Below are 14,696 nucleotides of genomic sequence, written 5' to 3' on the forward strand. Positions count from 1 at the left end.
TGCGGCGTCAGTGAGGTGAGCCGATACGGGAGCGGGGAACGGCGGTTGCTTCGTCGGATTCGGCGTCGTCGCGTTCGTCCGGCGCCGGGTCGTCGTGCTCCGCGAGTACCGCGTCGGCTTCGGCCGCGGCTCGGGCGGCGCGTATCGCGGTGCAGCGCTGAGCGTGCCGGATGTCCGACAGTATCCTCAGCAGCCGCGTGGTCTTGCTTTTCATGATCTTCTCCCGCCAGTGCGCATCGCGACGGATCGGATGCGTTTTCACCAGTGTAGGACGCGATCGCGCAACCGGCAGGGGAATGTGGCGTGCATGCCGCACGCCAAGGGATAGTACTTACTGGGCCGCGGCGACGCCCTGCGCCTGCCGCGCTTCCTCGCGACGCTCTTCCGCGCAGCGCTGATGCTGGCGCGACAGGCGGTTCATCAGCGGCAGCAGCAGCAGCGCGAGCAGCATGCCGATCGCGGCGAGCCAGCCGAGCTTCTCGAACAGCGAAAGATAGAGCGGCAGCGATTCGGTGGCCGGCAGCTCGTGCGACGGCATCTGCGCGAAGTTCGCGACGACGCTGCCGAGATACTGCGACACGCCCGTCGCGACGAAATACGCACCCATCATGAAGCCGCTCATGCGCGCCGGCACGTAGCGGGCGATCATCGCGAGGCCGAGGCCGCTCACCAGCAGTTCGCCGAGCGAGTAGAGGCCGTAGCCCCACACCATGAACCACGACGACACGCGGCCGTCGACCGCGTAGCGGCCGCTGATCGTGAACACCAGGTAGCCCGCGGCGACCGCGCCGAAGCCGAGCGCGTACTTCGCGGCGACCGGCAGGTCGCGGCCGCCCTTCGCGACTGCGTTGTAGACCCACACGAGCACCGGGCTCAGCAGCATGATCCAGATCGGGTTCAGCGCCTGGAACTGCGCGGCGCTCCACGTGAACAGCGTCGTGCCGAACAGGATGAAGCGCGGATCGACGTTGCGCAGCGCGAACAGCGTCAGCGACGTCGACATCTGCACGTAGAAGATGAAGAACAGGATCACCTGGCCGATCAGCACGAGCGCCGCGATCAGGCCCGCGCGTTCCGAGCGCTCCGACTTCGCGATCATGTACGCGAAGATCGCGAGGATCGCGAACGCTGCCGTCCACACGCTGGCGACCGCGAGCTGCTTGTGCTGCAGCACGTACAGCGTGATCAGCGCGAGCGCGACGCCGCCGGCCGCGACCGCGCCGAGGCGCTTCCAGCGGATCGGCTGTTCGTCGGGCTGCGAGCCGACGTGCGCGAGCGTGCGGTGCATCAGCATGAAGTTGAGGATCGCGAGCAGCATGCCGCCGCAGCAGACCGCGAACGCGGCGTGCCAGCCCCAGTGATCCTTGATCCACGGCGTCGCGAGCATCGACACCGTCGAGCCGATGTTGACCGCCATGTAGTAGATCGTGAACGCGCTGTCGATGCGCGCATCGTCGCCTTCATAGATGCGGCGCACGAGGTTCGCCGCGTTGGCCTTGAACAGGCCGTTGCCGACCACGATCACGCCGAGCGACGCATACATGTACGTCAGGTGATCGTTCGGTACCGCGAGCATCAGGTAGCCGGTGCACAGCACGGCCGCGCCGATGATCATCGTGCGACGGGCGCCGAGCACCTTGTCGCCGATCCAGCCGCCGATCGACGGCGCCGCATAGACGAGCGCGGTGAACGCACCCCAGGTCAGGTTCGCATGGCTGTCGGTGAAACCGAGCCGGTCGACCATGAAGAGGACCAGGAGCGCGGCCATGCCGTAGTAGCCGAAGCGCTCCCACATTTCGATGAGGAAGACCGTCGTGAACGATCGGGTTTGTGAAACAGGTGAATGCATCATCAATCTCTGTTGAAACGGACGGCACGGATCACGCGTCGTCTTGGGGTCGAACTGGCGCCGATGCACAATGGGCCGGGTAGGTCTTGTGCAGGCGATGGAACAGTCGGGCGGTTAGCCCGGGCCGGGGTCGGACTCCGCCTCGTGGGGCGGGGAAGGACCTCGACCGGCGCGCGAATGGTAACGTTTGCCGGTCCGGTGCGTCAGGTATGCGCCACTTAGGGAAATTCCCGATGTGGCAGCAGCTTTCAGGAAGATTCGTCTCGTCATCTATTTGTAAACCTCTCCGCCGGCCCTCCCAAGATTCCCGGAGAGCCGCTTGCAGCTTGCCTGTGAAGCCGGCGAGTCTGGCAAGATAGCGCGTCGTTTCGCTCGCTTCGTGTCCTGTTTAGTGCACCGGGCTCAATACCGAAGACGTGTGCGAACCCGAAGACTAAGCTATATCGATCTAACTTAGTTATTTTCCATCAAACATTTTTTGACGACTACTTTTCGGCCTGCTATGGTTCCCCCCACTGAAAACTCGCGGTCAGCAGACGCTGCCGCCGTACTGGGCAGCAAGATTCGCGCGTTGCGCCAACGACTCAAGCGCACGCTCGACGACACCGCTACTGCTGCGGGGATTTCGAAGCCGTTTCTGTCTCAAGTCGAGCGCGGGCTCGCGTCGCCGTCACTGACGTCGCTGGCCGGTATCGCGCACGCGCTCGGTGTGACGGTGCAGTACTTCGTGGATACGCCGAGCGAGGAACGCTCGGTCTGCCGAGGCGAGCAGTTGCGCTTCTTCGGGTTTGCCGATTCCGCGAACCTGTTTGCGCGGCTGACGAACGTATCCGAAGGGCGACAGCTCGAGGCGATCCTCGTGAGGTTGCCGCCGGGGCAGAAGCGGTCGGAGGTGACGACACATGCAGGAGAGGAGTTCCTGTATGTGATTGAAGGGGAAGTGTCTCTGACGCTGGAAGGCAAGACGTTCGTCCTGCAGGCCGGCGACAGTTCGCACTATCAGTCGACGGTCCCGCACAGTTGGGTCAACACCGCGAAGATCGAGTCGGTGGTGGTCTGGGTCGGTACACCGAGGCTGTTCTAACGCACAGGTATTCCTTCGTTTCCAAGACGGGATGCCTGTCGAAAGAAACGTAAGGAATACTAAGATGAAATTCGGGAATCACGGGCCTCCTCAATCGCTGCACCCGTCAGCGTCTCACGCGTAAGCCGCGGCATTCGCCGCGCGACGCTCACCGAACCCACTTTCTCAAGACTGCCACGATGAAATCCTTGCATGCCATGTCGGCCGTGCTGGCCGCGCTCGCCCTGACGACGCCCGTCGCCCACGCCGTTAACGTCCCGTCGAACGTCGCGCTCGCTCCTCAGCAGGACCTGACGCGACAGGTGCCCGCCGAAGTCGAGTCGCTCGACCCCGCGCACATCGAATCGTGGACCGGCAACACGATCGGCCTCGACCTGTTCGAAGGGCTCGCCCGCATCGATGCGGCCGGCCAGATCGTGCCGGGCGTCGCGCTGTCGTGGGAACGCAAGACGCCGCAGACGTGGATCTTCAAGCTTCGCCACGACGCGAAGTGGAGCAACGGCCAGCCGGTGACGGCCGCCGATTTCGTCTATGCATGGCAGCGCCTCGTCGATCCGAAGACGGGCTCGAAATACACGATCCTCGTCGAATTCGTGAAGAACTCGAAGGACATCATTGCCGGCAAGGCCGCGCCGTCGACGCTCGGCGTGCGCGCCGTCGACCCGTACACGCTCGAGGTGACGACCGACGTGCCCGTCGCGTTCTTCCCGGAGCTGACCGCGATGGTGCCGCTCGCACCGGTGAACAAGGACACGGTGACGAAGCTCGGCGACGCGTGGACGCGCCCGGGGAACATCGTCAGCAACGGCCCGTTCCAGCTGGTCGACTGGCAGCCGAACAACCGCATCGTGATCGCGAAGGACGCGAAGTACTGGAATGCGCCGAAGGTCGTGATCAACAAGGTCACGTACCTGCCGATCGAGAGCGACGAGACCGCGATGCGCATGTACCAGGCCGGCCAGATCGACTACAGCTACTCGATTCCGTCGGGGATCTTCCAGCAGGTCAGCAAGCAGTTCGGCGGCGAACTGCGCCAGGGCCTGCAGCTCGCGACGTACTACTACTACCTGAACAACAACGATCCGGCGCTGAAGGACAAGCGCGTGCGCCAGGCGCTGTCGATGGTGCTCGATCGCGAGGTGCTGACCTCGAAGCTCACGCAGGCCGGCGAGAAGCCGATGTACGGGCTGATGCCGAACGGCACGAAGGGCGTGCAGCCGTTCACGCCGGACTGGGCGTCGTGGCCGATGGCCAAGCGCGTCGACACCGCGAAGAACCTGCTGAAACAGGCCGGCTACTCGGATGCGAAGCCGCTGTCGTTCACGCTGACCTACAACACCAACGACCTGCACAAGAAGGTCGCGCTGTTCGCCGCATCGGAATGGCGCACGAAGCTCGGCGTCAATACCAAGCTCGAGAACGTCGAGTTCAAGGTGCTGATGAAGGAGCGGCATGACGGCAAGGTGCAGATCGCGCGCGACGGCTGGTTCGCCGACTACAACGACGCGATGACGTTCTTCGACCTGCTGCGCTGCGGCAGTGCACAGAACACCGTCGGCTACTGCAACAAGCAGGCCGATGCACTCGTCGACGAAGGCAACCAGAAGCTCGACGACAAGGCGCGTGCCGCGCTGCTCACGCAGGCACACGACCTCGCGCTGAACGACACGCCGATGGTGCCGCTGTTCCAGTACTCGGCCGACCGTCTCGTGAAGCCCTATGTGGGCGGCTATTCGCTGAAGAACGTGATCGACATGCGTGCTTCGCAGGACATGTACCTGATCAAGCACTGAGCGGAGCGATCATGCTGGCCTACGCTTTGAGGCGCACGTTGTGGGCGGTGCCGACGATCCTCGCGGTCATCACTGTCTGCTACCTGCTGCTGCATTTCACGCCCGGCGGCCCGTTCGATACGGAGAAGCAGCTTTCCGCCGCGACGCTTGCGAACCTGAACGCGAAGTACCACCTCGACCAGCCGCTGTGGAAGCAGTACTTGATGTATCTCGGTTCGCTGCTGCAGGGCGACCTCGGTCCGTCGTTCCGCTACGTCGACTGGTCGGTGAACGACCTCGTGAAGAAGGCGCTGCCCGTGAGCCTCGGCGTGGGCGGCGTGTCGATCCCGGTCTCTATCGTGTTCGGCGTGCTGCTCGGCACCGTCGCGGCCGTGCGCCGCGACAGCGCGATCGACCGCTTCGTGATGCTGATCGGCAACTTCGGCAACGTCGTGCCGCCGTTCGTGCTCGGCCCCGTGCTCGTGTGGATCTTCGCGATCCTGCTGAAAACCTCGGCCGGCAACGGCTGGCTGCCGGCGGGCGGCTGGGGCGACGGCGGCTGGCAGTACCGGCTGCTGCCGATCGTGCTGCTGACCTTCATCAACGTGTCGCTGCTCGCGCGCGTGATGCGCGGCTCGATGATCGAGACGCTGTCGAGCAACTTCATCCGCACCGCGCGCGCGAAGGGCCTGCCGGGCTCGACGATCGTGCTGCGTCACGCGCTGAAGCCCGCGCTGATGCCGGTCGTGTCGCTGTTCGGCACGGTCTGCATCACGTCGATCACGGCGGCCGTCGTCACCGAATCGGTGTTCGCGCTGCCGGGGCTCGGGCAGCTCGTCGTGAACGGAGCGATCAACCGCGACTACACGCTGGTGCTCGGCCTCGTCGTGCTGACGACCGTCTGCGCGGTGCTGTTCAACCTGCTGGTCGACCTCGCGTATGCGTGGCTCGATCCGCGCATCCGTTATTGAGCGAGGCACAGCGATGACTCCGACTACTCCCGTCGTCGGCCTGCCCGTGCAGACCGACTCGCCGCCGCGTTCGCGCTCGCCGCTCGCGCTCGCGATGGCGCGCTTCCTTCACAACCGCGCGGCCGTGTTCAGCCTCGTGCTGCTCGCGCTTATCACGCTTGCGTGTTTCGTCGGCCCGTGGGTGCTCGCGGCCGATCCCGCCGCAAGCGACTGGGGCTCGATCAGCCTGCCGCCGACGCTCGCGAACCAGCACTGGTTGGGCACCGACGAGCTCGGCCGCGACCTGCTGGTGCGCACGCTGATCGGCGGCCGCGTGTCGATCGAGGTCGGCGTGCTCGGCACGCTCGTGTCGGGCCTGTTCGGCGTCGCGTGGGGCGCGACCGCGGGCTTCGCGGGCGGCCGCATCGACTCCGTGATGATGCGTATCGTCGACATGATGTACGCGATCCCGTACCTGCTGATCGCGATCCTGATGATGACCCTGTTCGGCCGCTCGTTCATGCTGGTCGTGCTGACCATCAGTGCGTTCTCGTGGATCGACATGGCGCGCGTCGTGCGCGGCCAGACGCTGTCGCTGCGCAACCGCGAGTTCGTCGATGCCGCGCGCGCGATCGGCGTGACGCCGACGTCGATCGTGCTGCGCCACGTCGTGCCGAACCTGCTCGGCGTTGTCGTTGTGTACGCAACTGTATCGGTGCCGAACATCGTGCTGACCGAATCGGTGCTGTCGTTCCTCGGCCTCGGCGTGCAGGAACCGATGACGAGCTGGGGCGTGCTGATCCAGGACGGCGCGCAGAAACTGGAATCGATGCCGTGGCTGCTGCTGGCCCCGGCCGTCATGCTGTGCGTGACGCTCTACTGCGTGAACTTCGTTGGCGACGGCCTGCGTGACGCGCTCGACCCGAAGGATCGCTGAAATGGGTGCATTACTCGAAGTCGACAACCTCGGCGTGCGCTTCACGCGCAAGGACGCGCCGCCGATCGACGCCGTGAACGGCGTGTCGTTCTCGGTCGAAGCCGGCAAGACGCTCGGCATCGTCGGCGAATCGGGCTCGGGCAAGAGCCAGACCGTGATGGCGCTGCTCGGCCTGCTGGCCGGCAACGGCACGACGACCGGCACCGCGCGCTATCGCGGCGACAACCTGCTCGAGATGGATACGCGCGCACTGAACAAGGTGCGCGGCGACCGGATCGCGATGATCTTCCAGGATCCGATGACGTCGCTCAATCCGTTCCTGACGATCGAGCGGCAGATGACCGAGACGCTGCAACTGCATCGCAAGCTGTCGCGCAAGGAAGCGACCAAGCGCGCGATCGAGGCGCTCGAATCGGTGCGCATTCCCGATGCGGCGCGGCGCATCCGCATGTATCCGCACGAGTTCTCGGGCGGCATGCGCCAGCGCGTGATGATCGCGATGGCGCTCTTGTCCGAGCCGGAAATCCTGATCGCCGACGAGCCGACCACCGCGCTCGACGTGACCGTGCAGGCGCAGATCATCGACCTGCTGCGCGAGCTGAACCGCGAGCGCGGCACCGCGATCGTGCTGATCACGCACGACATGGGCGTGGTCGCGGGCCTCGCGGACGACGTGATGGTCATGTATGCCGGCCGCACCGTCGAATACGCGCCGGCCGATTCGATCTTCGCGGCGCCGTCGCATCCGTACACGATCGGCCTGCTCAATGCGCTGCCGCGCTTGACCGACGCGCACGATGCGCCGCTCGTCGCGATTCCCGGCAATCCGCCGATGCCCGGCACCGCGCCGGCCGGCTGCGCGTTCGCGAAGCGCTGCACGTATGCGGAAGAACGCTGCGGCGCCGCGCGGCCCGCGCTCGAAACTTATGGCGCCGCGGGCGCGGTGCGCGCGTGCCACCGCCCGGTGGCCGATCTGGCGGGAGGTCTGCGATGAGCGTCAATGAACGCCGCAATGCGGGCGCGACGGACGACACGCTGCTGTCCGTCGACGATCTGAAGGTGCATTTTCGCGTGCCGCTCGGCGGCTATCCGTGGTCGCCGAAGGGCACGCTGCGGGCGGTCGACGGCGTGTCGTTCGACGTGAAGCGCGGCGAGACGGTCGGGCTCGTCGGCGAGTCGGGCTGCGGGAAGTCGACGCTCGCGCGCGCGCTGATCGGCCTCGTGCCGATGACGGCCGGCACCGTGAAATGGCGCGGCGAAGCCGTCGCGCCCGATCACCTGCGCGGCACCGCGATGCGGCGCGAAGTGCAGATGATCTTCCAGGATCCGCTCGCATCGCTCGATCCGCGCATGACGATCGAGCAGGTCGTCGCCGAGCCGCTCGTCACGCACCACGCCGGCCTCGGCCGCACCGAGGTGCGCCGCCGCGTGGTCGCGATGCTCGAACGCGTCGGCCTGAACGCGCATCACCTGCTGCGTTATCCCCATGAATTCTCCGGCGGGCAGTGCCAGCGCGTCGGAATCGCACGCGCGCTGATCAGCGAGCCGAAGCTCGTGATCTGCGACGAACCCGTGTCGGCGCTCGACGTGTCGATCCAGGCGCAGATCGTGAACCTGCTGCGCGACCTGCAGCGCGACCTGTCGCTGTCCTATCTGTTCGTCGCGCACGATCTGGCTGTGGTCAAGGCGATCAGCCAGCGCGTGCTCGTGATGTATCTCGGCCGCGTGATGGAGTTCGGCACGCGGCATGACGTGTACGGCGTGCCGCAGCACCCGTACACGAAGGCGCTGCTCGATGCGGCGCCGACGCCGGAGCCGGCGCGCGAGCGTGCTCGCCGTCCGATGCTGCTGGCGGGCGAGATGCCCTCGCCGCTCAACCCGCCGTCCGGCTGCGCGTTTCGCACGCGCTGCCCGGTCGCGATCGACGCGTGCGCGCAGGACGTGCCGCTGCCGGAAGTGCGGCAGGGGTCGGCGGCGCGTGTCGCGTGCATTCGTGCGGGCGCGGCGTGATTTGAAGTAGCTCGGCAAACAAAACCAAGGCTGGTCAACAGGGGCAGGTGCGGCGCGAACGATCTTCGCGTCGCGGGGTACAGGCGCGTCCTTAGCCGGGCACGCCGGGGGGCCGGGAGCGGATCGCAACCGGCGTGGACGATATCAACACAAGACGAGAATCACGATGAAGAAACAGAAGACGATCGGGACGGCATCGAAGATGCTGCTTGCATGGGGACTGCCGGCACTCGCCGGCGTCTCGCTGACGGGCGTCGCACACGCCGACGACGCGGCCCCCGCGCCGCTGACGGTCGCGCAGGCCGCGCCGGCTGCCGGTACGGGCACGACAGTTGCGCAGGCAACGACCCCGAACGCCGTCATCAACGCCGAAGCGACGCAGGCCGTCACGCCGCCCGACGAGCCGTCGGCCCAGTCGAAGTCGAAGGGCTTCATTGCCGACAGCCATCTCGACTTCCTGTTCCGCAACTATTCGGACGTGCTCGACAGCAAGGGCGGGCCGCATCGCCACGCGTGGGTCCAGGGTGCGATGGCGAACTTCGAGTCGGGTTATACGACCGGCCTGATCGGTATCGGCTTCGACGCGTCGCTGTATGCGGCACTGAAGCTCGACGGCGGCCAGGGCGCCGGCAGCATGGTGCACATCGCGAAGGGCGGCGGCGGCGGCAACCAGCTCGCGTGGGCCTACCCGGGCATCTACGACATCAAGGCGCGCATCTCGAACACGGTGGTCAAGTACGGTCTGCAGGCCGTCGACAACCCGTTCATGGAGCAGCACGACAACCGTGCGCTGCCGCCGACGTTCCTCGGCGCGACGATCGTCAGCAATGAATTCAAGAACGTGATGCTCGAGGCCGGCAGCTTCACGAAGACCGACGCGCGCGGTCATACGACGCTCACCAACCTGACGACGCAATACGGCGGCACGCGCATCAATCGCCTGTCGTATGTCGGCGGCACGTGGGATTACTCGCCGAACGGTGAAGTCGCGCTGTACGCGAACCAGGCCGACGACGTGTGGCACCAGTACTACGCGTCGGTGAAGCACAGCATCGGCAGCCCGCAGACGATCAAGTGGACGGGCTTCGGCAACGTCTACTCGACGCACGATACGGGCGATGCGCTGCAGGGCAAGATCGACAACAACGCATACAGCCTGTCGGTGGCCGCGCAGCACGGCCCGCACGAGCTGCTGCTCGGCTTCCAGCAGGTGCTCGGCGACCAGTTCTTCGATTACCTGAACGAAACGAACGGCATCTTCCTGACCAACTCGATGGACGTCGACTACAACGCGCCGCATGAAAAGTCGCTGCAGCTGCGTTACACGTTCTATGGCAAGGAAGCGGGCCTGCCGGGCTTCAAGGCGATGGTCTGGGGCGTGACGGGCTGGGGTGCGGACGGCAGCGCGGGAGCGGCGAACGACCCGAGCAAGTCGAGCATCTACTGGAGCAACGGCGCGCCGGTGCAGGGCCGTCACCACGAGTTCGGCTTCATCCCGTCGTACACGTTCCAGAGCGGCAAGCTGAAGGACACGAAGGTCACGTTCATCGCGATGTGGCACAACGGTTCGGCACACTACTCGGACGCGACCAACCGCGAGTATCGCCTGGTCGTGAACCTGCCGCTGCACGCGTTCTGATCGAAGGGGGGCGCACGGCCCCCCGCATCGCACGGCCGGCCTGCGAGCAGAGCGATCAGGCCGGCTTGTGCAACCCCGCGACCGGATCGTTCGCGGCGGGCACCTCTTCCGCGAGCGACGTGAGCTGGCGGCCCGTATCGCGCCATGCGTCGAGGCCGCCGCGCAGCGCGAGCGCATCGTTGAAGCCTGCGTCGAGCAGGCGTTTCGCCATCAGCGCGGCCGTCACTTCGTTCGGGCACGAGCAGAACACGACGAACTTCTGCGTGAGCGGATAGCGCGCGACGATGTCGCCGATCTGCCGCTCGTCGGCGAACTGCGCACCGGGAATCGTGAACGGGTCGAGCTTGCGGTGCTCGGGCGAGCGCACGTCGAGCACCACCGGCGCGGTGGCGTCGCGCAGCAGCAGGTCGAGTTCGTCGACGCCGATCCGTGCGTTCGCGAGCTGGCGGATCAGCGCGCGGCGGCGCATCCAGCGCACGGCCGCATAGATCGCCAGCAGCGCGACGATGACCAGCAGCACCGCGCGGCCGAGGTGGCTCGCGCCGGCGAACAGCCAGTCGATCTGCCGGTAGAACACCAGCCCGGCCACGAGTCCGACGATCGTCCACAGCGCGGCGCCGAGCGCGTCGTAGCCGGCGAACGTGCGATAGCGCGTGCCGAGCGCGCCGGCCATCGGCACCGACACGAGCGACAGCCCGGGAATGAAGCGCGCGACGGCGAGCACGCGCACGCCGTAGCGGCCGAAGAAGCGCTCGGTCTTTCTCACGCAGGAATCGCGCGACAGCGACAGCCGGCAGATCGTCTTCAGCGTCGTGCCGCCGTAACGCCTCCCGGCGACATACCAGACGGTGTCGCCGATCAGCGCGCCGAGCACCGACAGCGCGACCACCGTCACGAGCTGCGAGCCGATCATCGCCGGATGCATCGCGGACATCGCGCCGAACAGCACGAGCGTCGGCATCGCGGGCACCGGCAGGCCGATGGCCGCCGCGAGCACGTTGGCGAACACGAGAAGCGGCCCGTACTGGGCGACGAGGTCACGGAGGAGCATGACGGCTGGCCGAAAAGGGGATGCGTGGGCAGAAAACGCAGATGGACCGATTATCGGCCATTTTCAAGACAGTGGCGGGAATGACGCAAAGCGCCTGACGGCGGCAGCGGGCGCGGTGAGCCAGCGCGTTGCGCGCGGCTCACCGTGAGAGATCAGGAGGAAGTACGGGCGAGCGACGCGGCGCCGTGGTTTTCGCCGGGCAGCTCGGCGCCGTGCGAGCGGATCGCCGCGATCAGTTCGGCCGGCGTGATCTCGTAGCGGACCTCGCGATGGATGCCGGGCTTGCGTTCGTCGATCTCGATCAGCAACACGCTCTTGCCGTCGCCGGTTGCTTCGAGCCGGAGCGAACGCAGTTGGCGGCCGTCGGTCGCGTCGTGTTCGGTGAGCAGGGTCATTGCCCCGGATGAGCCGGTTGTGCGCATCGAACCTATCCTCGTGTCGTGGGTGCCGTAACGGCGAAGATGCGTTTGTTGAATACAGCTTGTCGCAGTTTAACGCGAACGGGCCGCAACACGGAGCATTTTCGCGGTGGCGAAATGAGGGGGCACCATCGATCCCTCTGATGTTTGAGCCGCGCCGGGCGGGCGTTTCAGCCGGATCGGGCGCGGCCGCGGCCGGCGCCTGACCGGCGTTCGCGGCCGCGTCGGCGCGGGCGGCGACACGCGGTGCAACGCGCGTCGCCGTGGCGGCGTCAGAAGCGGTCGGCCAGCCCCATCGCCGGGTCGCTGACCGAGTGGCGGCCCGTTTCGACGCGGCCGGCCACGCGGCGCGAAAAGCTCGCGTCGCTGTCGGCGGTGACGATGAAGTCGTACCAGTGGCCGGTCGAGTCGAGCTTCCAGTGCAGCTCGGACTGGTCGCCGGCGCGCACCGTGACGGTCCACGTGGTGCCCGTGCCGTTGCCATTGCCGTAATAGTGACCCTGGTTGTTACCTTCCTCGTTGCCGTTGCCGTGGCCATGACCGCGATCGTCGTTCGCGCCGCGGCCGGGCAGCGGCCCGTAGACCTGGTTCGACTTCACCGTGAAGCGCACCGTGCCGCCGCCGTCGTTGCGCAGCCGCAGGTGGAGGTTGCCGCTCGCGCCCGCATAGCCGACGCGCACTTCCGGACGAGGCGCGTGGGCGCCGGCCAGGCGGTTCAGGTCGCCGGTGAAGCGGCGGTGATAGCCGTTCGGGCCGAGCACCCACAGGTCATATTTGCCGCCATTGTCGGCGCGCGCGGCCCAGTCGCCGTGCAGCGTCTTGCCCGGCTCGACGACGTAGCGCCGCGGCAGGCGCTCGAGGTGCAGCTTGTCGTAGACGTGAAACACGGCGGCGGCGCGGCCCGTGTTCGCGAACTTCAGCGTGACCGTGCCGGTGCCGGCATCGGTGCGCGCGCTCGCATGCAGCTCGTACGGCAGCGCGCGCGACGGGCGCACGCCGGTGGCCTGCGCGGGCAGCGACGGCGCGGCCGGTGGCACGATCTTCGGCGCGGCCTGCTGCGCGGTGCTCAGCGCGTCGACCTGGCTTTTCGTCGTATGGCCCGCGAGCGTCGGCAGCGGTTCGTTGTTGGGCGAGCGGAAGTTGAACGCGCTCGTCAGGTCGCCGCACACCGCGCGGCGATACCCGCTGATCTGCGGCTCCGCGACGCCGAAGCGCTTTTCGAGGAAGAGCAGCGTCGACGTATGGTCGAACACCTGCGAGTTGACCCAGCCGCCGCGGCTCCACGGCGACACGACCCACATCGGCACGCGCGGGCCCGGGCCGTACGGGCGGCCGTCCGCCGCCGGCTGGCTCGACGTGGCCGGCGTGAAGTCGTGGTATTCGACGGCGACGTCGGCGTCCCGCAGCGTATGGCCGCCCGCGAGCGTGCCGTCGGCGTTGCGCGACGGCACGGCCGGCGACGGCATGTGGTCGAAGAAGCCGTCGTTCTCGTCGAAGTTGACCAGCAGCACCGTCTTGCTCCACACCTCCGGGTTCGCCGTCAGCGCATCGAGCACGGCCTGCACGTACCAGCCGCCCTGCGCGGGGCTCGACGGTCCCGGGTGTTCGCTGTACGCGGACGGCGGGATGATCCACGACACTTCCGGCAGCTTGCCGTTGCGGATGTCGTCGCGCAACGTTTCGAGAAAGCCGTACGGCATCGTATTGCCGAAGCCTTTCGCGAGCGGGCTCAGCGGATCGTCGATCGCCGGATCGTAGAACGCGCCGGCTGCCGTCACGGGCTGCGTGATGTCCGTCGACGCGACGTACGCGGGCCGGCGCGCGGCCGGCATCTGCTCGATCGCCGCGCGCCAGTGGCGGAAGCTCATCATCTCGTTGCAGCCGAAGTTGTCGATCAGGCTCTGGTAGACCTTCCAGTTCACGCCGGCCTGTTGCAGCCGGTCGGCATAGGTCGTCCAGGTCCAGCCCTGGCTCGACGGGCCGATGTCGTTGCCGCCGTTGAACTGGTTGTTCAACGCGGCGATCTTCACGCGGCTGCCGTCGGCCGGGCTGATGCCGTTCGGGCCGTTGGTGCCGCTCCAGTAGAACAGGCGGTTCGCGATCGTGCCGGTGTGCATCCCGCAGTGATAGTGGTCGCACAGCGTGAACGCGTCGGCGAGCGCGCGCTGGAACGGCACTTCCGCCGCGTCGTAATAGCCCATCGACAGCGGCGTCTTCGCATCGGGCCAGCGGTTCATCCGGCCGTGATCCCATGCGGCCTGCGCATCGGCCCACGAGTGCGGCGTGCCGCCCGCGCGCTGCGCGTTGCCCTGGCTCGCGTCGAGGTGATACGGCGTGCAGGTCGCGGCTGGCGTCGCCTTCGTGTACGTCTGGTAGAACACGTCGCGGCCGTTCGGCGACGGCACCGCGAAGCGGTCGCCGTAGCCGCGCACGCCCTTGAACGTGCCGAAGTAGCTGTCGAATGCGCGGTTCTCCATCATCAGCAGCACGACGTGCTTGACGTCCTTGATGGTCCCCGTTTCGTGAAACGCGGGAATGGCGAGCGCACGGCGGATGCTCGGCGGAAACGCGGACAGCGCGGCGGCGGCGAGGCCGGAAGTGGCGGTCTGCTGAAGGAATTTGCGGCGTGACGTCATGGCGTTCGGATCCTGTGATGGTGGGAGCGTTCGTGACTTCGTCTGGAGGCGCCCGTGCGTCGTCCCCTTGGGACGATCCGCGATGCGTGTGCGTTCGAGTGCGTCGGCCGCGCGTGGCGAAGCTGCGCGCATCGCGCGACGCGTCGCGTCGAGCGGTGTCGCGCGGATGCATCGGCCGTCGTCGCGATCCTGCGCGCCGCGCGCTCGTGATGCGCGGGCCAGGACGTCGGCACACATGGGCCCGGCATATGCCGGGCTGGGCGGCGCCCAGTCTAGGGAGCCGACATGACGTCGACGTGATGAAGAAGTGACATCGCATGTCGCGCGCGTGACGTTGTGTACGCAACGA

General features: G+C 66.9%; 13 protein-coding genes. 8 read left to right on the forward strand and 5 right to left on the reverse strand.

The window, feature by feature from the left end; all coding sequences use genetic code 11:
- Positions 1-7 precede the first annotated feature (7 nt).
- On the reverse strand, positions 8-214 hold the full coding sequence (locus OEJ37_RS25170) for a hypothetical protein (RefSeq protein WP_174421680.1): 207 nt from the start codon (positions 212-214) through the stop codon (positions 8-10).
- Between the two features lie 117 nt (positions 215-331).
- On the reverse strand, positions 332-1,852 hold the full coding sequence (locus OEJ37_RS25175) for a peptide MFS transporter (protein ID WP_175917152.1): 1,521 nt from the start codon (positions 1,850-1,852) through the stop codon (positions 332-334).
- 499 nt (positions 1,853-2,351) lie between these two features.
- Between OEJ37_RS25175 and OEJ37_RS25180 the strand changes: the two genes are divergently transcribed.
- From OEJ37_RS25180 to OEJ37_RS25210, 7 genes are all read left to right on the forward strand, one after another.
- Positions 2,352-2,933, forward strand: coding sequence for a cupin domain-containing protein (locus OEJ37_RS25180; RefSeq protein WP_034181602.1), 582 nt, complete (start codon positions 2,352-2,354; stop codon positions 2,931-2,933).
- A 179-nt stretch (positions 2,934-3,112) separates the two neighbouring features.
- Positions 3,113-4,726: a peptide ABC transporter substrate-binding protein gene (locus tag OEJ37_RS25185; protein ID WP_263346646.1), complete on the forward strand. Its 1,614-nt coding sequence runs from the start codon at positions 3,113-3,115 to the stop codon at positions 4,724-4,726.
- An 11-nt stretch (positions 4,727-4,737) separates the two neighbouring features.
- The gene (locus OEJ37_RS25190; protein ID WP_152857583.1) at positions 4,738-5,676 is read left to right on the forward strand and encodes an ABC transporter permease subunit; all 939 of its coding nucleotides are present in this window, start codon (positions 4,738-4,740) and stop codon (positions 5,674-5,676) included.
- A gap of 13 nt (positions 5,677-5,689) precedes the next feature.
- Complete coding sequence (locus tag OEJ37_RS25195) at positions 5,690-6,592, forward strand: ABC transporter permease (RefSeq protein WP_174421683.1); 903 nt, start codon at positions 5,690-5,692, stop codon at positions 6,590-6,592.
- Between the two features lies 1 nt (position 6,593).
- The gene (locus OEJ37_RS25200) at positions 6,594-7,586 is read left to right on the forward strand and encodes an ABC transporter ATP-binding protein (protein WP_263346649.1); all 993 of its coding nucleotides are present in this window, start codon (positions 6,594-6,596) and stop codon (positions 7,584-7,586) included.
- The gene (locus OEJ37_RS25205; protein WP_174421685.1) at positions 7,583-8,602 is read left to right on the forward strand and encodes an ABC transporter ATP-binding protein; all 1,020 of its coding nucleotides are present in this window, start codon (positions 7,583-7,585) and stop codon (positions 8,600-8,602) included. The genes OEJ37_RS25200 and OEJ37_RS25205 overlap by 4 nt, the downstream gene beginning before the upstream one ends.
- Positions 8,603-8,768: 166 nt before the next feature.
- A complete protein-coding gene (locus tag OEJ37_RS25210) occupies positions 8,769-10,241 on the forward strand; it encodes an OprD family outer membrane porin (RefSeq protein WP_175942997.1) in 1,473 nt (490 codons plus the stop codon).
- 55 nt (positions 10,242-10,296) lie between these two features.
- Here the strand turns inward: OEJ37_RS25210 and OEJ37_RS25215 are convergent, their stop codons facing one another.
- The 3 genes from OEJ37_RS25215 to OEJ37_RS25225 all read right to left on the reverse strand — a co-directional run bounded on the left by OEJ37_RS25215 (position 10,297) and on the right by OEJ37_RS25225 (position 14,347).
- The gene (locus OEJ37_RS25215; protein WP_263346652.1) at positions 10,297-11,292 is read right to left on the reverse strand and encodes a DedA family protein/thiosulfate sulfurtransferase GlpE; all 996 of its coding nucleotides are present in this window, start codon (positions 11,290-11,292) and stop codon (positions 10,297-10,299) included.
- 152 nt (positions 11,293-11,444) lie between these two features.
- Positions 11,445-11,714, reverse strand: a complete 270-nt coding sequence (locus OEJ37_RS25220) for a hypothetical protein (protein WP_174421688.1) — start codon at positions 11,712-11,714, stop codon at positions 11,445-11,447.
- A 269-nt stretch (positions 11,715-11,983) separates the two neighbouring features.
- A complete protein-coding gene (locus OEJ37_RS25225) occupies positions 11,984-14,347 on the reverse strand; it encodes a phosphocholine-specific phospholipase C (protein ID WP_263346655.1) in 2,364 nt (787 codons plus the stop codon).
- Between the two features lie 54 nt (positions 14,348-14,401).
- On the opposite strand from OEJ37_RS25225, the gene OEJ37_RS25230 reads away from it, so the two are divergent.
- The gene (locus OEJ37_RS25230) at positions 14,402-14,557 is read left to right on the forward strand and encodes a hypothetical protein (RefSeq protein WP_175917147.1); all 156 of its coding nucleotides are present in this window, start codon (positions 14,402-14,404) and stop codon (positions 14,555-14,557) included.
- Positions 14,558-14,696: the final 139 nt, after the last annotated feature.

Origin of the sequence: Burkholderia sp. BKH01 (genome assembly GCF_025685725.1) — a bacterium.
Taxonomy (GTDB): Bacteria; Pseudomonadota; Gammaproteobacteria; order Burkholderiales; family Burkholderiaceae; genus Burkholderia; species Burkholderia pyrrocinia_C.